Source organism: Sutcliffiella cohnii (assembly GCF_002250055.1).
Lineage (GTDB): Bacteria > Bacillota > Bacilli > Bacillales > Bacillaceae_I > Sutcliffiella > Sutcliffiella cohnii.
Window position 1 is genome coordinate 2,241,207 of sequence record NZ_CP018866.1, and the last position, 23,001, is coordinate 2,264,207.

Annotated in this window: 23 protein-coding genes; 20 read left to right on the forward strand and 3 right to left on the reverse strand. The window is 37.3% G+C overall.

What is annotated here, in order from left to right; all coding sequences use genetic code 11:
- Positions 1-3: 3 nt before the first annotated feature.
- The 10 genes from paaB (at position 4) to paaX (ending at position 8,916) form a co-directional block, all read left to right on the forward strand.
- Entirely contained in the window at positions 4-345 is a 342-nt protein-coding gene (gene paaB, locus BC6307_RS11090; protein WP_066420743.1) for a 1,2-phenylacetyl-CoA epoxidase subunit PaaB, read from the forward strand.
- Positions 342-1,163, forward strand: a complete 822-nt coding sequence (gene paaC / locus BC6307_RS11095) for a 1,2-phenylacetyl-CoA epoxidase subunit PaaC (RefSeq protein WP_084380710.1) — start codon at positions 342-344, stop codon at positions 1,161-1,163. The genes paaB and paaC overlap by 4 nt, the downstream gene beginning before the upstream one ends.
- 48 nt (positions 1,164-1,211) lie before the next feature.
- On the forward strand, positions 1,212-1,742 hold the full coding sequence (paaD, locus tag BC6307_RS11100) for a 1,2-phenylacetyl-CoA epoxidase subunit PaaD (RefSeq protein WP_425319491.1): 531 nt from the start codon (positions 1,212-1,214) through the stop codon (positions 1,740-1,742).
- Between the two features lie 627 nt (positions 1,743-2,369).
- Positions 2,370-2,678: an EthD family reductase gene (locus BC6307_RS11105; RefSeq protein ID WP_066421600.1), complete on the forward strand. Its 309-nt coding sequence runs from the start codon at positions 2,370-2,372 to the stop codon at positions 2,676-2,678.
- Positions 2,671-3,450, forward strand: a complete 780-nt coding sequence (locus BC6307_RS11110) for an enoyl-CoA hydratase/isomerase family protein (protein ID WP_066421603.1) — start codon at positions 2,671-2,673, stop codon at positions 3,448-3,450. The genes BC6307_RS11105 and BC6307_RS11110 overlap by 8 nt, the downstream gene beginning before the upstream one ends.
- 12 nt (positions 3,451-3,462) lie before the next feature.
- Positions 3,463-4,236: an enoyl-CoA hydratase-related protein gene (locus BC6307_RS11115; RefSeq protein WP_066421606.1), complete on the forward strand. Its 774-nt coding sequence runs from the start codon at positions 3,463-3,465 to the stop codon at positions 4,234-4,236.
- Between the two features lie 30 nt (positions 4,237-4,266).
- Complete coding sequence (locus tag BC6307_RS11120) at positions 4,267-5,784, forward strand: aldehyde dehydrogenase family protein (RefSeq protein ID WP_066421609.1); 1,518 nt, start codon at positions 4,267-4,269, stop codon at positions 5,782-5,784.
- A 57-nt stretch (positions 5,785-5,841) separates the two neighbouring features.
- On the forward strand, positions 5,842-6,699 hold the full coding sequence (locus tag BC6307_RS11125; protein WP_066421615.1) for a 3-hydroxyacyl-CoA dehydrogenase: 858 nt from the start codon (positions 5,842-5,844) through the stop codon (positions 6,697-6,699).
- 16 nt (positions 6,700-6,715) lie between these two features.
- Positions 6,716-7,918 (forward strand): thiolase family protein, encoded by a 1,203-nt coding sequence (locus BC6307_RS11130; protein WP_066421616.1) that lies wholly within the window; start codon positions 6,716-6,718, stop codon positions 7,916-7,918.
- A gap of 122 nt (positions 7,919-8,040) precedes the next feature.
- Complete coding sequence (paaX, locus tag BC6307_RS11135) at positions 8,041-8,916, forward strand: phenylacetic acid degradation operon negative regulatory protein PaaX (RefSeq protein WP_066421619.1); 876 nt, start codon at positions 8,041-8,043, stop codon at positions 8,914-8,916.
- A 146-nt stretch (positions 8,917-9,062) separates the two neighbouring features.
- On the opposite strand, the gene tnpA is transcribed toward paaX, so the two are convergent.
- The 3 genes from tnpA to BC6307_RS11155 form a co-directional block, all read right to left on the reverse strand.
- Positions 9,063-9,545 (reverse strand): IS200/IS605 family transposase, encoded by a 483-nt coding sequence (gene tnpA, locus BC6307_RS11140; protein WP_066421622.1) that lies wholly within the window; start codon positions 9,543-9,545, stop codon positions 9,063-9,065.
- Positions 9,546-9,758: 213 nt separating this feature from the next.
- A complete protein-coding gene (gene ltrA, locus BC6307_RS11145) occupies positions 9,759-11,021 on the reverse strand; it encodes a group II intron reverse transcriptase/maturase (RefSeq protein WP_066422026.1) in 1,263 nt (420 codons plus the stop codon).
- A 660-nt stretch (positions 11,022-11,681) separates the two neighbouring features.
- The gene (locus tag BC6307_RS11155; protein WP_066419359.1) at positions 11,682-12,194 is read right to left on the reverse strand and encodes a gamma carbonic anhydrase family protein; all 513 of its coding nucleotides are present in this window, start codon (positions 12,192-12,194) and stop codon (positions 11,682-11,684) included.
- Positions 12,195-12,271: 77 nt separating this feature from the next.
- Here BC6307_RS11155 and BC6307_RS11160 point away from each other — a divergent pair, with 77 nt between their 5' ends.
- From BC6307_RS11160 to lpdA, 10 genes are all read left to right on the forward strand, one after another.
- Positions 12,272-13,222 carry an NAD(P)H-dependent flavin oxidoreductase gene (locus tag BC6307_RS11160; RefSeq protein WP_066419393.1) on the forward strand — a complete coding sequence of 317 codons (951 nt, stop codon included), beginning with the start codon at positions 12,272-12,274 and terminating at the stop codon, positions 13,220-13,222.
- A 409-nt stretch (positions 13,223-13,631) separates the two neighbouring features.
- Positions 13,632-14,633: an ABC transporter substrate-binding protein gene (locus tag BC6307_RS11165; RefSeq protein ID WP_066419362.1), complete on the forward strand. Its 1,002-nt coding sequence runs from the start codon at positions 13,632-13,634 to the stop codon at positions 14,631-14,633.
- A 23-nt stretch (positions 14,634-14,656) separates the two neighbouring features.
- A complete protein-coding gene (locus BC6307_RS11170; RefSeq protein ID WP_066419364.1) occupies positions 14,657-15,670 on the forward strand; it encodes an ABC transporter permease in 1,014 nt (337 codons plus the stop codon).
- Positions 15,648-16,442: an ABC transporter ATP-binding protein gene (locus BC6307_RS11175; RefSeq protein WP_066419365.1), complete on the forward strand. Its 795-nt coding sequence runs from the start codon at positions 15,648-15,650 to the stop codon at positions 16,440-16,442. Before BC6307_RS11170 ends, BC6307_RS11175 begins: the two co-directional genes overlap by 23 nt.
- Positions 16,443-16,617: 175 nt before the next feature.
- Positions 16,618-17,007, forward strand: a complete 390-nt coding sequence (locus BC6307_RS11180; RefSeq protein WP_066419366.1) for a thioesterase family protein — start codon at positions 16,618-16,620, stop codon at positions 17,005-17,007.
- A gap of 44 nt (positions 17,008-17,051) precedes the next feature.
- Positions 17,052-18,194 carry a Leu/Phe/Val dehydrogenase gene (locus BC6307_RS11185; RefSeq protein ID WP_066419395.1) on the forward strand — a complete coding sequence of 381 codons (1,143 nt, stop codon included), beginning with the start codon at positions 17,052-17,054 and terminating at the stop codon, positions 18,192-18,194.
- A gap of 13 nt (positions 18,195-18,207) precedes the next feature.
- Positions 18,208-19,272, forward strand: a complete 1,065-nt coding sequence (gene pdhA / locus BC6307_RS11190) for a pyruvate dehydrogenase (acetyl-transferring) E1 component subunit alpha (protein WP_066419368.1) — start codon at positions 18,208-18,210, stop codon at positions 19,270-19,272.
- Positions 19,272-20,267, forward strand: coding sequence for an alpha-ketoacid dehydrogenase subunit beta (locus BC6307_RS11195; RefSeq protein ID WP_066419369.1), 996 nt, complete (start codon positions 19,272-19,274; stop codon positions 20,265-20,267). The genes pdhA and BC6307_RS11195 overlap by 1 nt, the downstream gene beginning before the upstream one ends.
- Positions 20,268-20,280: 13 nt before the next feature.
- On the forward strand, positions 20,281-21,507 hold the full coding sequence (locus tag BC6307_RS11200; protein ID WP_425319492.1) for a dihydrolipoamide acetyltransferase family protein: 1,227 nt from the start codon (positions 20,281-20,283) through the stop codon (positions 21,505-21,507).
- A complete protein-coding gene (gene lpdA, locus BC6307_RS11205; RefSeq protein ID WP_066419372.1) occupies positions 21,508-22,959 on the forward strand; it encodes a dihydrolipoyl dehydrogenase in 1,452 nt (483 codons plus the stop codon).
- Positions 22,960-23,001 lie beyond the last annotated feature (42 nt).

Genomic DNA, 23,001 nt, shown 5'->3' on the forward strand with positions numbered 1-23,001 from the left:
ATAATGAGTAATTTTTATCAAGAATTTGAAGTGTTCAGTAAAAAAACGGACACTGCACCTATGCAATACCAGTTTAGTTTACTAGCACCAAATCATGAAATTGCTTTAGTGATGGCTCAAGAAAACTTTATGCGCCGTGAAACGGTTGCTGATATTTGGGTTGTAAAACGAGCAGATATTAGAAAAATGACACAAGAAGAAAAACAGTCATTATCTCGTCTTGACAATAAAGAATACCGAACAACTAAAGGATATGGATATTTAAAGAAAAAATGGCGCCAATATGAGCAGGAGATGCTAGATGAGAAAGAAATTATGTCTTGGGGAGGAGAGCTAAAGCAATGATATTCTCCACAGCAGCAGAAGCGGTACAGAATGAAAAGTATAAACAGCCGTTAATTGAATTATTATATCAGCTTGCAGATGATGATTTTATTTTGGCATATAGAGGCTCAGAATGGTTAGGTTTAGCTCCGCACATAGAAGAGGATGTTGCTTTTTCTTCGATAAACCAAGACACAATGGGGCACGCTTCTATGTTTTATCAACTGTTAGAGGACCTTAATGAAGGACCGGTCGACTGTTTAGCTCATGCAAGACCCGCCAATGAACGATTAAATGCCGTTTTACTAGAAATGGTTAATGGCCCTGGGACGTACTTGATAGAACCGAAATACGATTGGGCATTTACGGTCGTTCGTCATTATTTTTACACAGTAGCAAAAAAAGTTAAAATAGAATCTTTAAAAAATTCCTCTTATGAACCTCTAAAACATATAGCATTAAAAATAAACATGGAATTATATTATCATCTCTTACATTGGAAAACTTGGTTTAAGCAACTTTGCTTATCTAATGACGACGCAAAAAAAAGAATGATTCAAGCAATTAATACTGTCATCGCTGAGTTTGATGGCGTTCTATCACTTGGTGCTCTAGCGAATGAAATGCAAGAACATCAAATAATAGAAGGGGAAGATTTATTAAGACAAAGATGGATGAATGAAATGAAAAATGTATTTAGTGAAATAGAAATACCGTTCCCTTTAAAAATAGAAATGAAAAGTGGAAATGGACGGTTAAAAGAGCATACAGAAGATTTAACTGAAGCGCTAAAAACATTAAGTGAAGTTTATAGAACAGATCCAGCTGCATCATGGTAGTTGGAATAGTTAAATATTTCTCTCATAAACTAGTAAAGGTCTCCTTTAATGAAAAATAAAGGACTGAATATAATGGTAGAAAAAAGTAAGTACGACATTAATGTTAATCGGTTATATGACCAACTTCAGAAAGTAAAAGATCCAGAAATTGATTCTGTCAGCATACTAGAATTAGGAATGGTGGAAAATGTCCAATATGCAAAAAATCATGTGTTAATTGAATTACTTCCTACATTTATGGGCTGTCCAGCATTAGATATTATTAAAAACAATATTAAACAACAGCTACTAACACTCGATTTTATTAATGCGGTAGATGTTAAGTTTATATACAATCCGCCATGGACATCCGATCGCATCACTGAAATCGGAAGACAAAAATTAAAAGAGTTTGGAATTGCTCCCCCACCAATTCATTTTGAAGAAACCGGGGAATGGAGAGTAAATTGCCCATATTGTGATTCTTCCTATACAACATTAGATAACATCTTTGGCCCTACAGCTTGTAGAAGTATTCTATACTGTGGATCATGCAAAAACCCCTTCGAAGCAATGAAACCAATCTCAACACTAATGTGAAAATAGAACGAGACGAGGGGAACGGCTTAACCAAGTCCTATCCAATTTTCAAGATAAACACCCAGCAAGTGAAATTTGCACCTAGTTGAATGTAAATAGGCGTTCAGTTTAGAAACTTCTACAATGTTTTACCCTTCAAGATTTAGAACCGAGAGTGTAACGGAGCGGAAGGTGTGAGACTCCTCGAAAAATGCTAACGCATTTTCCTTCGTGCGATGTAATGCTGCCGAAGCCTTCCTTGTCCTGCGGGAGAAGAGGGGAAGGCTGAGACCCCACAGGGCAAAGCCCGAGGAGGCTCAGCTCCAAGAAAAGCGAAGGCGGCTCGCTCAGGTCCAATCAAACTGGAGCTTTTCCGCAGGAGATAAAGGAATCACGGCGAACGGCAGTGAGTCGATGATGACTTATCGTACGGAGGAAAAGTGAAGTTTGAGCCGGACCTAGCCGCCGGAGCTAGACACCTCCCCGCGGAAAGCGAACACCTGCAGCGAAGTGAAACGGACTAGGTTAAAACGTATAACAATAATCAATGTTGTCTATATTAAAATACTATTTTCCCTCAACACGCCTATTTTCAGGATTAGACAATATTTTAAATAAACTATATTACATAAAAAAGGAGAATGAAAAATGGTTAAATTAATCGCACTTTACAAACATCCAGAAAACAAGGAGGCTTTCGACGATCATTACTTTAACATTCACGCACCACTTACAGCAAAAATTCCAGGCTTAAGAGAAATGAAAGTAACAAAAGTCGTTGGTAGCCCTATGGGTGGAGAAGGAAAATATTATTTAATGTGTGAAATGTATTATGACAGCCACGACGCATTTAAAGCAGCGATGAAAACAGAAGAGGCAAAAGCTTCTGGAAAAGACTTAATGAGTTTTGCTGCTAATCTAGTAACCTTAATGATCGGTGAAGAGGCCAATGCATAATGATTTAAAATATCTTCAAGTTTCCATAGAAGATGGTATCGGTACTATTCTTTTAAATAGACCGAACGTATTAAATGCAATTAATAGACCAATGGTTTCCGAGATAGTACACACAATGGAAGAGATGGATCAAAATGAAAGCGTTAAAGTTATCGTTCTAGGTGGAGTAGGGCGTGCATTTGCAGCAGGAGCTGATATCGACGAAATGGCTGAAGCAACTCCCTTACAATTAGAACTATTAAATCAATTTTCAGAATGGGACCGAATTTCCTTAGTGAAGAAGCCAATAATCGGTGCAGTTCAAGGCTTTGCATTAGGAGGGGGCTTTGAATTAGCCCTATGTTGTGATATTTTATTTGCTGCTCACGATGCTGAATTCGGTTTTCCAGAAATTCAATTAGGAGTAATGCCTGGTGCAGGTGGAACCCAACGATTGACGAAATTAATGGGTAAAACGAAAGCAATGGAATGGCTACTTTCCGGAGACCGTATGAGTGTGGAAGAAGCTCTAAATTATGGTGTAATTAATAGAATCGTAGCTAGAGAGCTTTTAATCGATGAAACGAAAAAGTTTGCGATAAAGATTTCAAAGCAAGCTCCATTATCGTTGCGATTAATTAAAGAGTCCGTCTTGAAAGCAGTAGATTATTCTTTATATGAAGGAATGCAATTTGAGCGTAAAAATTTCTATCTTCTTTTCGCTTCTGACGACCAAAAGGAAGGGATGAAAGCTTTCCAAGAACGACGAAAGCCTAACTTTAAAGGGAGATAGGAGGAGGAGAAAATGTACGAAACAATAAAATATAGTGTGCATGACCAGGTTGCGACCATTATTTTAAATAGGCCAGAAAATTTGAATGCGTTTACATTAAAAATGAACCACGAAATAACAATCGCTATTAAACAAGCAGAAAGAGACATAACTGTTCGTGTAATTGTTATTACAGGAGAAGGGCGAGCATTTTGTTCTGGGCAAGACCTTTCAGAAGTAACAGAAGAAATGGATCATGGAGAAGTTCTACGTACAAGGTATGGGCCGATGATTAAGCAAATTCATTGTTGCGAAAAACCTATTATAGCCGCTGTAAATGGAGTTGCGGCTGGAGCTGGGTTTAGTCTAGCGCTAGCATGTGATTTTAGACTTATGTCAGAAAAAGCAAGTTATGCGCAAGCATTTATTCAAGTCGGTCTCATTCCTGATTCAGGTAATCTCTTTTACTTAAGTAAAATCGTAGGATATGCAAAAGCACTTGAAATTTCCGTTTTCGGTGAAAGAATAAATGCAGAACAATCTTTGAAATTAGGGTTAGCTAACAAAACCATCCAAATGGATAGTTGGGAAGAGGAGGTAGCAGCCTATACAAAACATATTGCTAAAATGCCAACAAAAGCTATTGGAATTATTAAAAGAACATTAAAAAGCAGTTACGATTTAACATTTAATGAATTTTTAGAAAGAGAAGCGTTTGGTCAAAGAATAGTCGGGCAAACAAATGATCATCGAGAAGGGATAACCTCGTTTTTAGAAAAACGTAAACCAACCTTCAATGGAAACTAATTATTTTAATAAACAAAGGAGATGAATGGAATGTCAACAGTAAAAGATGAAAAATTCGCACCATTAGCTGTCAAACGTGATTCGTATCAATTAATTATCGGTGGTCAACGTGTAGACAGTTCAACCGGTGAAACGTTCACTACATACAATCCGGCTACAGGTGAGCCTATTGCAACAATAGCAAAAGCATCAAAAGAAGATGCTGAAAAAGCAGTACTAGCTGCGCGAGCGGCATTTGATAAAGGGAAATGGAAGTTATTTCCTATTAATAAACGATCAAGAACATTAAATAAAATTGCAGCGATTATGAGATCTCGTTTTAATGAAATAGTAGAATTAGAGATATTAGATACGGGAAAATCTTTAACAGCCGCACAAGGGCAAGTTATGCAAGCTATTGAAGACTTTGAATTTTATGCAGGAGCAATTGTTGGTCATCGTGGATCTGTAAATAATGTTCCAGGTCAATTCCAAAATGTATCTGAAAAAGAGCCAGTAGGAGTATGTGCACAAATTATTCCTTGGAATTACCCATTAATGATGGCGGCTTGGAAGGTTGCACCTGCTATTGCTGCTGGGTGTTCGGTAATTGTTAAACCAGCTACTTTAACTCCACTTACAGCTATTCTTTTAGGAGAAATTTGTATAGAAGCAGGCGTACCAGAAGGTGTTGTTAACGTAATACCAGGTTCTGGTTCAGAAGTAGGTAACTATTTAGTAGAACATGAAAAAGTGGATAAAGTTGCATTCACAGGTTCCACTCCAATTGGAAAAGATATTATGGCAAAAGCCTCTCAAACGTTAAAACGTGTAACACTCGAACTGGGTGGAAAATCTCCAAATATCGTATTTGAAGATGCAGATATTGACGCTGCAGTAGACGGCTCACTTTTTGGTATTTTCTATAACTCAGGACAGTCCTGTGAGGCTCGTTCAAGACTGTATGTTCATGAGAGCATTTATGACACATTCATGGAAAAATTTGAAGAAAAAGCAAAAAGACTAAATTTAGGGGATCCTTTTTCAAAAGAAACACATGTAGGGGCAATTATTAATAAAGGGCAATTAGACGTAATAGATAGCTATGTACAATCCGCTAAAGAAGATGGAGCTACTATTCTAGTAGGCGGAAAGCCGGCAGTTGTGGAAGGCTATGAAAATGGATTTTGGTACGAACCTACCATTATTACAAATGTGAATCATAATATGAAAGCTGTAAAAGAGGAAATCTTTGGACCGGTAGTAGTAGTAATGCCATTTTCCGATGAAAAGGAAGCAATTAAACTTGCAAACGATAGTGAATATGGTCTCGGTTCAGCAGTATGGACGAAGGATTACGCGCGTGCAACCCGTGTATCAAAGCAAATTCAAGCTGGAATTGTAATGGTAAACTGCCCATTCTCTGCATTCCCTGGAACTCCGTTTGGAGGCTATAAACAATCTGGGTTTGGTCGTGAATTATGTATTGAAACACTAGACTTATATACCGAAACGAAGAGTATTCTATCTTATTTTGGAAGTCGTCCATTAAACCCATTTGGGCTATAATACGGGCACGAGCACTCGCTTTTTATGAGTGCTCGTCTTATTTAAGGAGGGAAAGTAATGATAAATAATATAGTCGTTGTGGGCTCTGGTGTTATGGGCCGTGGAATTGCATATGTAGCTGCCGTTGGTGGGTTTCATACCACTTTAGTTGATATAAAAGAAGAACAATTGCGTAACGCAAAACACGAAATAGAAGCTATTTTTACAAAATCGGTTGAAAGGGGAAAAATATCGCAAGAAATACGAAAGGATAGTTCAAATAGGTTAAACTATTCAATTGAAATGGAGCTTGTTATAAAAGAAGCAGATCTTATAATTGAGGCCGTACCTGAAAAGATAGAAATTAAAAAGAATGTATTTGAAACTTTTGACAAAAAGGCTCCACCGTCATGTATATTTGCAACTAACACTTCTACTATGAGCCCTACAGAGATCGGTAGCTTTACGAGCCGCCCCGATAAAGTAATAGCTATGCATTTCTTTAACCCAGTACATAAAATGAAACTCGTAGAAATTGTTCGTGGTTTAGAAACATCTGAAAGTACTGCTGAAGAAATAAGAAATGTTGCAGAAAAAATGGGGAAAGAGACAGTAGTTGTAAATGAGTTCCCTGGATTTGTAACAAGTCGAATTAGTGCACTTGTTGGCAATGAAGCATTTTATATGTTGCAAGAAGGGGTAGGGACACCAGAAGAAATAGATAAAGCTATTAAACTTGGACTAAATTATCCAATGGGTCCATTTGAGCTTGGTGATCTTGTAGGTCTTGACGTTCGATTAAATAATTTAAAATATTTACATGAAAAATTAGGTGAAAAATACAGACCTGCTCCATTATTAGAGAAATATGTTAAAGCAGGCAGACTTGGAAGAAAGTCCGGCAAAGGTGTTTACGACTATACAAATCGAGACTAGAAAGGGGCGCTTAGTTATGAACGAAGTAGTAATAGTTGATGCAGTAAGAACACCAATTGGTAGATATAAAGGGTTATTAAAAAACGTACGTCCTGATGATTTAGGGGCAGTAGTCATAAAAGCTCTTTTGAATAGAAACAAAATGGTACGTGAAACTGAAATAGAAGAGGTAGTATTCGGTAATGCAAATCAAGCTGGAGAAGATAATCGAAACGTCGCAAGGATGTCTGCACTTCTAGCTGGATTACCTGTAGAAGTTGCAGGTACTACTATAAATCGTCTATGTGGTTCTGGCCTTGACGCCGTTAACTATGCTGCCCGTGCCATTATGGTAGGGGAGGGCGATATATTTATCGCCGGCGGCACTGAAAGTATGACTAGAGCCCCTTTCGTTATGGCAAAGCCTGAGGCTGATTATCCGAGAGGTAATATGGAGATGTTCGACACGACGATTGGCTGGCGTTTCACAAATAAACGATTAGAAGAATTATACGGTACCGATTCAATGCCACAAACAGCGGAAAATGTAGCACAAAAATATAACATTTCAAGAGAAGATCAAGACCATTTCGCTTATAGTAGTCAACAAAAGGCTAAAAAAGCAATAGAAGAAGGAAAGTTCAATGAAGAAATAGTTCCCGTAACGTATTTGGATAGAAAAGGAAATGAAGTAACGATAATGGAGGACGAACATCCTCGACCAGATACGTCTGAAGAAAAGCTGTCTAAGTTACGACCAATCTTCCCAAATGGTACTGTTACTGCTGGCAATGCTTCTGGTGTGAATGATGGAGCTTCAGCTTTGCTACTAATGAGTGCAGAAAAAGCGAAAGAACTCGGAATTAAGCCATTAGTAAAATATGTTACATCTGCAACCGCTGGATTAGAACCTTCTATTATGGGGATTGGACCAGTTTTTGCTACAAGAAAAGCATTAAAACGTGCTAACTTGAGCATAGAAGATATTGGTTTAATAGAATTAAATGAAGCGTTTGCCTCTCAATCTATTGAATGTATGAAACAGCTAGAAGTAAATGAGACGATTGTAAATGTAAATGGAGGGGCAATAGCATTCGGCCATCCGTTAGGAGCAAGTGGCGCACGAATATTAACAACATTAATACACGAAATGAAAAAAAGAAAGGTGGAGTATGGCCTTGCTACGATGTGTGTTGGTGTAGGTCAAGGAATTACCACAATCGTACAAAGTGCAGATTAATATAAACGCTCTCATTTATCAGAAATATAAAACTTTTCTTTGTTAAAGCGTAAAAATTATGTTATATTATTTTTTACTTAAGAAAATTCTCAATTTAATTGGTAGTAAAGGATGTAAGAGCAATGAATACGAGATCAATGATTTTTACGCTTTACGGTGACTATATTCGTCATTACGGTAACAGAATATGGGTTGGTAGTTTAATTCGTTTATTAAATGAGTTCGGCCATAATGACCAAGCTGTTCGTGCTGCTATTTCTCGAATGAATAAACAAGGTTGGGTTCAAGCTGAAAAAAAAGGAAATAAAAGTTTTTATTTTTTAACAGAACGCGGTGTAAAAAGAATAGATGAGGCAGCAAAGCGTATTTTCAAATTAAAAACAGAACAGTGGGACGGTAAGTGGCGGATACTAATGTATACGATTCCAGAAGAAATACGTAACGTTCGTGATGAGTTAAGAAAAGAGCTTGTATGGAGTGGATTTGGATCAATTTCCAACAGTTGTTGGATATCGCCAAATCCGTTAGAAAAACAAGTATATGACTTAATTGAAAAATATTCTATCGAAGAGTATGTCGATTTTTTTGTCGCAGAATATAATGGACCAAACGAAAATAGCAGGTTAATAGAAAAAAGCTGGGACCTCGGGGAAATAAACGAAAGATATCAATTGTTTATTCAGGAGTATAGTCAAAAATACATTATTGATCGTAATAAAATTCAAAAGGGTTTAATGTCAGACGCGGAATGTTTTGTAGAAAGAACAAAACTTGTTCATGAATATAGAAAGTTTTTGTTCGTGGACCCTGGCTTACCAGATGAGCTTCTTCCAGAAAAATGGCTTGGCTCACACGCTGCTTCTTTATTTAGTGAGTACTATAAAGAATTGGCAGAACCAGCTTCCCGCTTTTTTGAAGAAGTTTTCCAAGAGGGAAATGAAATAAGCTATAAAGACAAAGAATACGATGTTATGGACCATCCGTACATAATAGATTAACAATATAAAACTAATAAAAACCACCCGTGATAACGGGTGGTTTTCTCTGCGGCTGGAAGCCTTTGTTGCTGGCCAAACCCTAAAGGGCTACTGAATGGTTCGCCAGTTGCACTACTGTTACCGGCCAGACCTCAAAGGCCTTCCACTCATCTCTTTTTCTTTTTCTTTACCTCTTCTCCTGTGAATGGATCTATATATTCCATCATACTTATTTGTTCTGCGACTATATCATCTTGTATTTGATTGCCAATATATTCTTCTATTACCTTTTTGTTTCTTCCAACGGTATCCACATAGTATCCGGTACACCAAAACTTTCGATTCCCATAGCGATATTTTAAGTTTGCATGACGATCAAATATCATTAAGCTACTCTTCCCTTTTAAATAGCCTACAAATGAAGATACACTTATTTTTGGTGGTATACTAACTAACATATGTACGTGATCTTTACACGCCGTTGCTTCTATAATTTCTACACCTTTTCTTTCACATAAAGTTCGTAGTATTTCTCCAATATCCTTTTTGATTTTTCCATAAATAACTTGTCTTCTATATTTTGGTGCAAATACAATGTGATACTTACAATTCCAAGTTGTGTGTGCTAAACTATTAGTGTCTTTTGACATAAAAAACTCCTCCGAATGCTGATATTTTGGTTGGCGAACCAAAAATATTTTAGCATCTCGGAAGAGTTTTTTTAATACCTCGCTGTAAGCTTTTTGGAACCCTAGGCCTAGCCTAGGGTTTTCTTTTTACAAATTGAGATAGGGGGAGGCGACTAACCTCCATTTATCCCTCTCACACCACCGTACGTACGGTTCCGTATACGGCGGTTCCAGTTATGTCGAACGTTGTAAATCATATCTCGCAGTAATACTTTTCAATCCAAGGGAAAGCCAATATGCTTTCCCTAGTGTTTTGTGTAGTATAGGACTTTTGGATATTCTCCAATAAGCCTTCCTCGTATTGCCCCATTCGTGTGCTTTCCATTTCGGTATACCCAGTTCGATGAGTCTCTTGACCTTTGTACGCGGGAGTTTCCATTCCTTCCAGCGAATCATTCTTAATCTTCGGTTAAGCCATCCTTCAAGTTTAACGATTACAGAACGAGTGTCAGCTAAATGGTAGTAGTTAACCCATCCAACGAGATATTCGTTAAGTTTAAAAAGTCTATCTTCCATAGCTATTGATCTACGTCTGCTTGTAAGTTTCCTTATTTTATCTTTAAACCGTTTTATTGATTGAGGTGATATTCTCACCTTCGGTTTTCGGTTATTTGTAAAGCTGAATCCGAGGAATTTTCTTTTCCAAGGTCGGTCTACAGCACTTTTCTCTCTGTTAACCTTTAACTTAAGTTTCCCTTCGATAAATTGAGTCATAGCTTTCATAACCCTTTCACCGGCTCTTTTAGATTTCACGTAGATATTACAATCATCGGCGTATCGGACAAAACGGTGCCCTTTGCGTTCCAACTCTTTATCTAGCTCATCCAAAACAATATTTGAAAGTAATGGGCTTAGTGGTCCGCCTTGCGGTGTGCCTTCAAGGTTTGGACTGACAAGTCCGCCTTCCATAACGCCTGAGGTTAGAAAGCGTCTAATTATTCTTTGTAAAGTTCTGTCTTTAATCCTCGTAGCTAACTTACTCATTAATCTATCATGATTGACCTTGTCAAAGAACTTCTCGAGGTCGATGTCCACTACCCATCTATATCCTTCTTCTATGTAGCTTTGAGCCAGCTTGACTGCTTGATGCGTTCGCCTGTTTGGGCGAAAACCAAAGCTACATTCAGAGAATCCAGGGTCGTATATTTTGGTAAGCACTTGGGTAATTGCCTGTTGAATGAAACGGTCTGTCACGGTTGGGATTCCTAGTTTCCTCTTCCCTTTGCCATCTGATTTCGGGATTTCGACTCGACGGACAGGGGAAGGGATATAGGTTCCCTCGGAAAGGGATTTGCGTAGATCATTCCAATTGAGCATAATATGTCCGCGAAGAGCAGTAACTGGCATTTCATCCACTCCATGCTTTCCCTTGTTCCTTTCTACTCTCTTAATTGCGTTAAGTAGGTTTTCCCGTGACAGGATTTGTTCCATTAACATTGATATAACCTCCATCGTAAATAGGTTTTCTGATTGTGTTCTTTCCAATCTCCACCCTATTCATCGTCCCCCATGGATTCACCATTTCCTCCGATAAACAGGTACCTTGTTTTCTGTTTCATTGAATGGAAGATACGCCTAGTTCCTATTTTCCATAACCAGTTCAGCCCTTCCTTATCCTCTTAAGCGAATAAGTACTATGGCTTCTGCTGACGCCTGTCGTTCAACCTATCCTCACAGATAAGCTTACCGTATGAGTACGGCGTATCGACAGGTTCTCCCCGGGTAAGAGTGTAGACTTTCCTTCCATGTCTCCGCCTCATTTACTCTGTGACACCTTCGGCAGTATGGACTTTGTCTTGTATTGCAGACTCATCCAGTATCACCTAGCCTTATATGAGATTCGTGTTCCTCGGAGCAGAAGTTTGCCGCCGACTTCCTTCAGATATGAAGGTCACCCCGCATATCCTTGTCTTGAGCTACGGCTACTACTGCCTTCGCCGTTCGGGACTTGCACCCTAGAGCCTACACCCATGCCGGGCACACAATAAAAGGTTGATTTTTATATAAAAATCAACCTTAACTCGTATGTTTAACTATACTTCATTACTTTTCCACCAAAGTAAATTACCTTGTATCCTCCTTTCCTTTGAAGAAAAACTAAGCAAGCTCCTGCTTAAATTCTTTTCCTTTTTGCACATATGTATCAATCGAAAGCTGAATTAATTGTAAGTCTTTTTCTGTAATTTCTCTTATAACTTTTCCTGGAGAACCGACTACTAGTGACCTAGGAGGTATGATTTTTCCAGAGGGAATAAGAGTATTTGCTCCAATTATGCTTTCCTCACCAATAACAGCCCCATCCAATACAGTGGATCCCATCCCTATAATACATCTATTTTCAATAGTACATCCATGTAAAATAGCATTGTGACCGACTGTAACTTCATCCTTAATAATTAAAGGTGAACCTTCGTAAAGATGACAAGTGACATTATCTTGTATACTACATCGCTCCCCAATAGTAATAGGACCTTCATCACCTCGAAGAACAGCATTAAACCAAACTGTAGATTCTTTTCCCACTGTTACATCTCCTATTAAATGTGCTCCAGGAGCGACAAAAACGGTCTCATGTACATTTGGTCGTTTTCCGTTATAGCCATATAACATTTACTTTCCCCTCCTAAAAAGTATTGTCTTCTTTTTAATGATAGTATAACATTATTTTAACGAGGGGTGAATAAATGGTGAATAAGTTATTAGGCATATTAGACGTTCAATATCCAATCATTCAAGGTGGTATGGGGAATATAAGTAATGCGATATTAACTTCTGCTGTCTCTGAAGCAGGGGGATTAGGGACGATTGGAGCAGGTACGATGACTCCAGAAGAAGTAGAGAGTATTATTATAGAAACTAAAAATCGCACGAATAAATCATTTGCATTAAATGTAGCATTAACAGTATCTCCTTATCCGAGAGAGATGTTACAGCTTGCTATTAAATACAAACTAAAGGCGGTTTCTTTATCAGCTGGAAACCCTTCGCCATACATTGGGAAGCTAAAGGAACATGGAATAAAGGTTTTAACTGTAGTGGCATCTTGCAAACAAGCAAAAAAGGCTGAAAATGCTGGAGCGGACATAGTCGTTGCGGAAGGTTATGAAGCTGCTGGAATTAACTCTAACTTAGAAACTACAACTTTTGTTTTAATTCCTCAAATTGTTGATAGTGTTAGAATTCCAGTCATCGCGGCTGGTGGGATTGGTGACGGCAGAGGCCTTGTTGCAGCAATGGCCCTTGGTGCCAGTGGAGTACAAATAGGAACAAGACTAATTGCTACGAGTGATTCACCATTTCATCTTCATTATAAAACCAAAATTGTAGACTCTAAAGATGATGAAACAATTATTGTAGGAAGAAGTGTCGGTAGAATACGGAGAGTACTAAAAACGCCATACTCACAATATTTATTATCTAAAGAAGAGGAAGGAATTACGTTAGAACAATTTAATGAATTGACTACGGAAGAAAAACATATATTAGGAGCAATAAAAGGTAACTTAAATAGCGGATTTATAAATAGTGGGCAAATCGCTGGTTTAATTAGTGACTTACCAACAGTTAAACAATTATTTCAAAATATGATAAAAGAAGGAAAAAACGTCATTACCGATATTAAGAATAATTTACACTGATTACAACACGCGATTTGCGTGTTTTTTCTTTATTAATAAAATTCAGAATATTATTGACATTAAACTATTGTACCAGTTAATATATTTAATATAATAAAAAATATTAATGCGTTTATAAACCGTTATACACTTGCTCGGAATGAATATCTGATGTTTACTTGAAGAGAAAATACTTATATATGGACATGGAATAAATAGTAAAAGAATATATAATATTTAGAATATATTGACACCGTTATTTTACTAGTGTAATATTACGTAAAATCTTTCATAAATCGTTTAAAACACCTTGTATTACGTATTGTTTATCACTTTTTATGATAAAAAAACAATGAAAGCGTTTCCGTATTTGGTGTAAAGGCTAAAAGTCTTTATATGATAAATTACATAGGAAAAAGGGGGATTTTAGTTGAAAAAAATTAGTATGAAATTATTAGTTCTTATTTTAGCTAGTGCTATAGTACTGGCGGGGTGTAACAGCTCGACAACTGGCAATAACGACGAGGTAGTTATCGGAGTTACCCAAATAGTAGAGCACCCATCACTGGATGCGGCATTTGATGGATTTAAAAAAGCACTAGAAGACAATGGCTATAAAGACGGGGAAAATGTTAAGTACGATGTTCAAATTGCACAAGGTGAACAAAGTAATAGTGTATCGATAGCTAATAACTTTGTCGCTGATAAAGTAGATTTAATTTTTGCTAACTCTACTCCTAGTGCACAAACAGCACTTCAAGCAACGAAAGAAGAAGGGGTTATTCCAGTTCTATTTACATCTGTAACAGATCCAGTTGGTGCCGGCCTTATTGAGGCGTTTGACAAACCGGGAGCGAATATAACTGGTACTTCAGATAATCATCCGGAATCGATTTCGAACACGATTGAATTTATGATTAATGAATTAAATGTTAAAAAAATTGGTGTTTTATATAATGCCGGTGAACAAAACTCTATTGTACAAGTAGAAGCTGTGGAAGAGGTTGCTAAAAATAATGGAGCAGAAATTGTTACCGCTTCTGTCTCTACTTCAGCAGAAGTAAAGCAAGCGGCTGAATCATTAATAGGTCGTGTTGATGCAATATATGTACCTACAGACAATACAGTTGTTTCAGCATTTCAAACGGTAGTAACAGTAGCAAATGAACAAAAACTACCTCTTTTTGCTGGGGAACTAGATTCTATGGAACAAGGAGCAGTTGCTGCAAGTGGTTTTAGTTATTATGACCTTGGCTACCAAACAGGCTTAATGGCTGTACAAATTTTAAAAGGTGAAAAGAAACCGTCTGATATACCAGCGGCATATCCAGAGAGCTTTAAACTAGTAATTAACAAAGCAGCTGCAGAAGCCCAAGGGGTAGAACTGAAAGATTCGTGGAAAGACATAGCAGAAATTTTTGAAGGTAATTAATTTTTTAAAGGAGATGATTCTAAATGCCAGTAGCGATATTCGGTTCATTTGAAGCTGGAATCATCTACGCAATCATGGCCCTAGGGGTGTATTTATCCTTTAGGGTCCTTGATTTTCCTGACCTAACAGTAGATGGCAGTTTTGTAACAGGGGCAGCAGTTGCTGCCACGATGATTATTAATGGCGTTAACCCAATACTATCTACAATTGTTGCGATGTTTATAGGTTTTCTAGCTGGATGTTTAACAGGGATATTACATACGTTTGGTAAAATTAATGCACTACTTTCCGGAATATTAATGATGATCGCCTTATATTCTATCAATTTACGAATAATGGGTCGTTCCAATGTGCCGTTATTAAACAACGAGACTATTTTTACACAAATTAGAGGCTTATGGGAAAAAACCGGTATCGATCCTTTCTTGAATAATATTTTTCATTCTATCGGCTTAGGAAGTTTCGCCCCTAGAACTTGGGCTATCCTTTTCTCCATGATACTAGTAACTCTTCTCATTAAGTTTTTGATAGATTGGTTCCTCAAAACGGAAATAGGGCTTGCCGTTAGAGCTACAGGAGATAATAAAAAGATGATTCGTAGCTTTTCAGCCAATACGAACGGATTAACTATTCTTGGCCTTGGAATTTCAAATGCAATGGTGGCTTTGTCAGGAGCTCTAATTGCACAATACGGTGGCTTTGCCGACGTAGGTATGGGAATTGGAATGATTATTATCGGATTAGCATCTGTAATTATCGGTGAAGCTTTATTCGGAACTAAATCCATTGCTAGAACTACTTTAGCAGTAATTGGAGGAGCAATCATTTACCGAATTGTTGTTACGATGGCTCTCCGAGTAGACTTTCTAGATACAGGTGATATGAAACTCATTACTGCTACGATCGTTATTTTTGCATTAGTAACTCCTAAAATAATCGATAACTTTAAAGATAGAAAAAGAAAAAAACAAAAAATGCTACAACTTTCTACTTTAAATAGAAAGGAGGACCCTAATGTTACAACTAACTCAGATTAACAAAATTTTTAATGAAGGAACATTGGACGAAAAGGTAGCACTTGATCATATAAACTTAACATTAAATAAAGGCGATTTCGTTACTATTATTGGAAGTAACGGTGCAGGAAAATCGACTTTAATGAATATGATTTCTGGGGCACTTACTCCTGACACAGGGGCAGTAGAGATAAATAATCAAAATGTGACGTATTTATCTGAACATAAAAGAGCTAAATATATTGGGCGTGTCTTCCAAGACCCAATGGCAGGGACAGCACCTACGATGACAATTGAAGAAAATTTAGCGATGGCGTATTCACGGAACAAACGACGTACGTTCAAAATAGGTGTTAATAAGCAAAGAAAAGATTATTTTCGAGAAGTACTAGAAACATTACATCTCGGACTAGAAGATCGTTTATCTGCCAAAGTAGGGCTACTATCAGGAGGAGAACGCCAAGCACTATCATTATTAATGGCTACTTTTACAGAACCGTCTATTTTATTGTTAGACGAACATACGGCAGCGCTTGATCCGTCCCGCGCTGAATTAATAACAAAATTAACGAAGGAAATAGTAGAAAAATATAACCTTACAACATTAATGGTTACTCATAATATGCAACAGGCATTAGATCTTGGTAACCGACTAATTATGATGGATAAAGGGCAAATTATTTTACAAGTAGAAGAAACAAAGAAAAAAGACCTAACAATCGATCAATTACTACATGAATTCCAACGCATACGTGGCACGAAAATGAACAGTGACCGAGCATTACTTTCGTAAAAAACAATAAGAATAATAAATTATATTAATATATAAAAGGGCTACTAATCGTTAGTAGCCTTTTTATATGCTATTTTTCTCATTATTTATTAAATTGTGACAACTTATTGACGATTCATTTGACGTAATGTTATGATATCGTTAAATAAACGTTATACTTTAAAGGGGGACGCGTGTGAAAAAGGGCTTATATGAAGGATTTTTGCATACAATGGAAATAACCGTAACACCGAAAATGTTTGCTCAATTTGAAGGCAATATTGTTCATCCTGTTTATTCAACGGTCTCTATGGTCTACCATATGGAGTTAGTATCAAGACAAATTATTTTGCCATTTTTAGAAAATGAGGAAGAAGGTATGGGGGCAGAAGTAACTGTTAAGCATATACAACCATGTAAAGAAGGTATTGTACTCTCATTTAAGGCGACAGTTATAAAATATGATGGCAAATACATTGCCACTCGAATAGAAGTGTTTAACAAGACTCAACTTGTTGGCGAAGGGGAAGTAAAACAAGTTGTTTTATTAAAAGAAAAAATTAAGACAATCATTTCAAGCCAATAGATTAATAGGTTATCACTTTGGCAGGAGGTATTTTGATGGGAGAAATGAAAACGCTTACCTTGGCAAACGGGGGGAAGAACATGGATATGTTCGAGAAAATTAGTGAGCATCAACAAATAGTTTATTGTAATGATAAAGAAACTGGATTAAAAGCAATTATCGCTATACATAATACAACGCTAGGCCCAGCACTTGGCGGATGTCGAATGCAACCATATGAAACGGTGGAAGCTGCACTTGAAGATGTTTTACGCCTTTCAAAGGGAATGACTTATAAATGTGCTGCAGCGGACGTTGATTTTGGTGGAGGAAAGGCTGTAATTATCGGCGATCCTTTGCAAGATAAAACACCAGAACTTTTCCGTGCATTCGGTCAATTTGTTGATTCGTTGAATGGCCGTTTTTATACCGGGACAGATATGGGCACAACACCCGATGATTTTGTTCATGCATTAAAGGAAACAAACTGTATTGTTGGCGTAGATGAAGTCTACGGTGGAAGTGGAGATTCTTCTATTCCTACTGCTCAAGGTGTAATTTACGGATTACGTGCAACCAATAAAACTGTATGGGGTACAGATGATCTATACGGAAAATCATACGCAATTCAAGGCTTAGGAAAAGTAGGATATAAAGTAGCAGAACAATTAATTGAAGCTGGTGCGGACCTTTACGTAACGGATATTAATCAACATGCGATTGACAAGGTAACACAAAAGGCAAAAGCATCAGGAGTTGGTATTAAAGTGGTAAAGGGAGAGGAAATATACTCTGTTCCTGCTGACGTATTTGTACCGTGTGCTTTAGGTGGAATCATTAATGACCAAACTATTGATCAATTAAAAGTGAAGGCGGTAGCTGGATCTGCGAACAACCAACTATTAGCTATTAAGCACGGTAGAATATTACAAGAAAAAGGTATTTTATATGCTCCGGACTATATTGTAAACGCTGGAGGACTTATTCAAGTAGCAGATGAACTATATGAACCGAATAAAGCAAGAGTACTCACAAAAACTAGAGCAATTTATCAAACTTTATTAAATGTTTACGAAGAATCAAGTAATAACAATATAACGACAATCGAAGCTGCTAACCGTTTCTGTGAGCAACGTATCGAAGCTAGAAGTCGACGTAATAACTTTTTCTCACATGAAAAACGACCTAAATGGTCAGTAAGAGTTTAAGTGAGGTGGAAAAATGGAAAAAAAGTATCCGATACAACAAGTTATGGATGAACAAGGAAATATAATAAATAGTTCCTATGAGGATCAAATTTCTGAACAACTAGCAATTAACTTTTACAAACACCTTATTAAGATACGAATTTTCGATAGAAAAGCAATTAGCTTACAAAGGCAAGGCAGAATTGGAACATATGCACCGTATGAAGGACAAGAAGCTAGTCAAGTTGGGAGCGCACTTGCTCTACAACCTAATGATTGGATGTTTCCCTCGTACCGAGATCACGGTGCTACGATGACGTTCGGTCATTCCTTACGTAACATCTTACTGTTTTGGAATGGTAGAAATGAAGGTTGTGTTCCGCCTCCAAATAAAAAAATCTTTCCGCCAGGGATACCTATCGCCACTCAGTTACCACACGCAGTTGGTGCTGCCTATGCAGAAAAAAGAAGAGGTACAACTAATGCCTCTATTGTTTATTTCGGAGATGGAGCTACTTCTGAAGGCGATTTTCACGAAGGTTTGAACATAGCTTCCGTATGGAACGCTCCTGTTGTATTTTTTAACCAAAACAATTCTTATGCCATTTCAGTACCAATCGAAAAGCAGATGAAAACAAAAACAATTGCTCAAAAAGCACTCGCTTATGATATACATTCTGTTCGAATTGATGGCAATGATATTTTCGCTGTTTATTTTTATACGAAGCAAGCACTTGAACGTGCAAGAAACAATGAGGGACCTACTTTAATAGAAGCAGTTACTTGGCGCTATGGAGCTCATACGACCGCAGATGACCCAACGAAATATAGAAACCAAGCTGAGAGTGAATTAAAAAGGGAAAGGGATCCAATTACAAGAATTGAAAGGTACCTTCAAAACAAGGGTTGGTATTCAGATTCAACGAAAATAGAGTTTGAAAAAGCAGCGGCGGAAGAAGTAGATCAGGCAATTGCGGAAATGGAAGCGTTCCCTAAAGCTAATCCTGAAGATATGTTTCGCTATGTATTCGAAAAGCCTACTTGGGGTATTGAAGATCAAAAAAATGAATTACTTTCTGTTTTGAGAGGTGAAAGCTAATGCAAACTTCTGTTAAAACAAAAACATTAACGATGATTCAAGCAATAACGAACGGACTTGATACAATGCTAGAGCAAGATGCGAATGTTGTATTAATGGGAGAAGACATAGGTGTAAATGGTGGTGTATTTAGAGCTACTGATGGACTACAAGTGAAACATGGAGAAGAGAGGGTAATGGATACTCCACTTTCTGAGGCAGGCTTTGTTGGAGCTGCAATCGGTATGGCGATTAATGGATATAAACCTGTTATAGAAATTCAGTTTTTAGGATTTATATATCCAGCTTATGAACAGATTATGACACACGCCTCTAGACTTCGTGCGAGAACAATGGGACACTTCCATGCACCAATTGTAATCCGTGCGCCGTATGGAGCAGGTGTAAGAGCACCAGAAATACATTCCGATAGTACAGAAGCATTATTTACACATATGCCGGGGATTAAAGTAATTTGTCCCTCAAACCCTTACGATGCAAAAGGTTTATTAATTGCATCTATTGAAGACCCTGATCCAGTATTATTTTTAGAACCTATGCGTTGTTATCGTTCTACAAAACAAGAAGTTCCTGACGAAAAATATGTGGTGAATATTGGCGAAGGTAAAGTTTGTCGAGAAGGTGAGGATGTAACTATTATTGCTTGGGGGGCAATGGTTCCAATTGCACTAGCGGCAGCAAAAGCATTAGCGAACGAAGAAGTAAGTTGTGAGGTAATTGATTTACGCACACTATATCCAATTGATCGAGACATCATTGCACAATCTGTACAAAAAACTGGTAGAACTGTCATCGTACATGAGGCACACGCCACAACTAGTGTAGGGAATGATGTACTAGCCATCATTAATGATACATCTTTCCTTTTTCAAAAAGCACCTGTTCAACGTGTCACTGGATTTGATGTTCCAGTCCCTTATTTTGGATTTGAGGACGATTACTTACCAACAACAAATCGAATTGTTCATGCAGTTCAAAAAGTGATGAATTATTAGGGGTGAGCCGAACATGATAGAAGTAAAATTACATGATATCGGCGAAGGAATGACCCAAGCTGATATATTAACTTTCTTAGTGAAACAAGGGGATATTGTCAAGGCCGATGATCCATTAGTTGAAGTTCAAACAGATAAAATGACCGCTGAAATTCCAGCACCGATGGAAGGGATTGTAAAGGAGTTTACTGTAAAAATAGGCGATACAGTTCCTGTAGGTACAACGTTACTAAAAATAGAACCATTGAATAGTAAGCTTTTACAAAAGCCGAGCGTTAAAATGGGCAAAAAGACAGAAAATGCTTTCCAAACCTCATCGTCCATTAATACAAAGTCTAAACGTGTAATGGCTGCCCCTTTCACAAGGAAAATAGCAAGAGATAACGGAATAAACATTGAGGATATTCAAGGAACAGGACCTGCAGGAAGAATTACGGAAGAGGATGTTCTTCATTTTATTCAAAACAAATCAGAACAAACAACATTATTAGTGAACAGAAGCGAACGAGAAAACAGAAGAAATGATAGTTTAGCAGAATTTCCAACTAGTTATAGTGTTAGCTATTCTGGAAGAAGAAAGCAAATTGGAACGAAAATGGCACACTCTCTCTATTCCATACCACATTGTACACATTATGAAGAAATTGATGTTTCAAACATTCTCCAAGTAAAAGCTGATTGGAAAATGGTTAATAAAAATATTTCTGCAACAGCGTTTTTTCTAAAAGCTGTTTCGTTATCATTAAAAGATTTTCCTATCTTTAATGCAACACTTAATGAAAAAGAAGAAAGTATTCATATATATAACGAACATCATATCGGAGTAGCGACAGACACAAAGCAAGGTTTAATTGTTCCGGTTATACGCAATGTTGAGAAAAAATCTTTATTACAAATCCATGAGGAACTAAAGTATTTAACAGTTAGAGCACAAGAAAACAAACTATCTGTGAAAGAGATGACCGGAAGTACGTTTACAATTAGTAATGTTGGTCCTTTAGGTGGCAGTATCGGCGCGACCCCTATCATTAACCCACCCGAGGTAGGACTTTTAGCTTTTCATAAAACAAAAAAGAGACCTGTCGTCGATAAAAATGACCAAATCGTTGTTCGTTCTATGATGAATGTCTCGATGTCTTTTGATCATCGAGTAGCTGATGGGGCGACAGCTGTAGCTTTTACGAACCGGTTAGTACAATTAATCGAAAACCCAAATTTATTTATGTTGGAGCTGGTTTAAATGGTAGTAGGTGAACTAACGGAAGAAAGAGAGGTTGTTATAATTGGAGGGGGGCCAGGAGGTTATAACGCTGCTATCCGTGCTGCCCAATTAGGCTTGCAAGTGACACTTATAGAGAAGGGGCAGTTAGGTGGAATATGTTTAAATAAAGGATGTATCCCCTCCAAAATCCATACGCATGCTGCACAAAAATTATACTCACTTAATAAAACGAGTGATTTAGGAATTGAATGTAGTAATGTCAACTTTAATCTGAACACATTACAAACGTACAAACAACATACGATCACACAACTTCGTAAAGGGATAGAAAGTTTATGTAAAGCGAATAAAATAGAAATCCTTTACGGGGAGGCAACATTTCTATCACCAAATAAAATAGGTGTAGAAAACGGGCATAACTATAATACGTATTCGTTTAATAATGCAATCATTGCGACAGGAGCGAAGCGATATCCAATTATTAATTTTGATGATTATGATGCTCTCACCTCAACGTCTATTTTTAATTTAAACGAATTACCATCACACCTAGTTATTTATGGAAGTGATTATATTAGTTTGGAAGTTGCAACATCCTTCCGTACATTTGGGTGTGAGGTTACGATATTACTAGAGGAAGGTAAGGAGCATTTTGATTTCGATGGTTCAATAAATCGAGAGTTAAACAGAATATTAAAGAAAAACAAAATAAAAATTTATAAGTCCGTCTCCATAAACTCTATTAAAAAGGCAGATAACAACACATCTATTTCATTTTCAAGCAACGGAAAAGAACAGATGCTTCACTGTTCCCATTTTTATTCGGAAACAACAGTAAAGCCAGAGTTGAACCTGTTAGGATTAGATAGAGCAAATATTAGTGTAACAGAGTCGGGCTATATAAAGGTAGACAAAACTGGAAGAACGATACAAGAACATATTTTTGCGATTGGTGATGTGACAGACGGTCCTCCATTAGCTATAAAAGCAATAAAGCAAGGGAAGGTAGCTGCTGAGACAATCGCCAATAACAATTCAGAGATTGATTTGAACTTTTTGCCGACTGTTCTTCATACAGTGCCGCCAGTAGCTTTCGCTGGTTTATCAGAAGAAAAGGCACTATTAGAAGGATATAAGATTAAAACTAGTACGTTTCCGTTAGCTAGTAATGGTTACGCTACCATTACTGGAGAAAAAGACGGTTTTGTTAAAGTGATTAGTGAAGAGGAAACAGACCTTTTATTAGGGGTTCAAATGATAGGTAATGGGGCAATAGAACTCATATCAACTGGAGTAAACACTCTCGAAATGGTTGGCAGAGAAGAGGATCTATTATTCCCACATTATCCCCACCCTAGCATTAATGAAGCCTTTCTTGAAGCGGTAGAAGGATTAACTAAAAAAGCTATCCATCTACCACCAGTAAAAAATAAAGCAAAAGAATTGCACAAATTACCTTTATCACAGTAAAGCATTTTAGCTTTAAATGGGACTCTTGATGCAACTATTAAT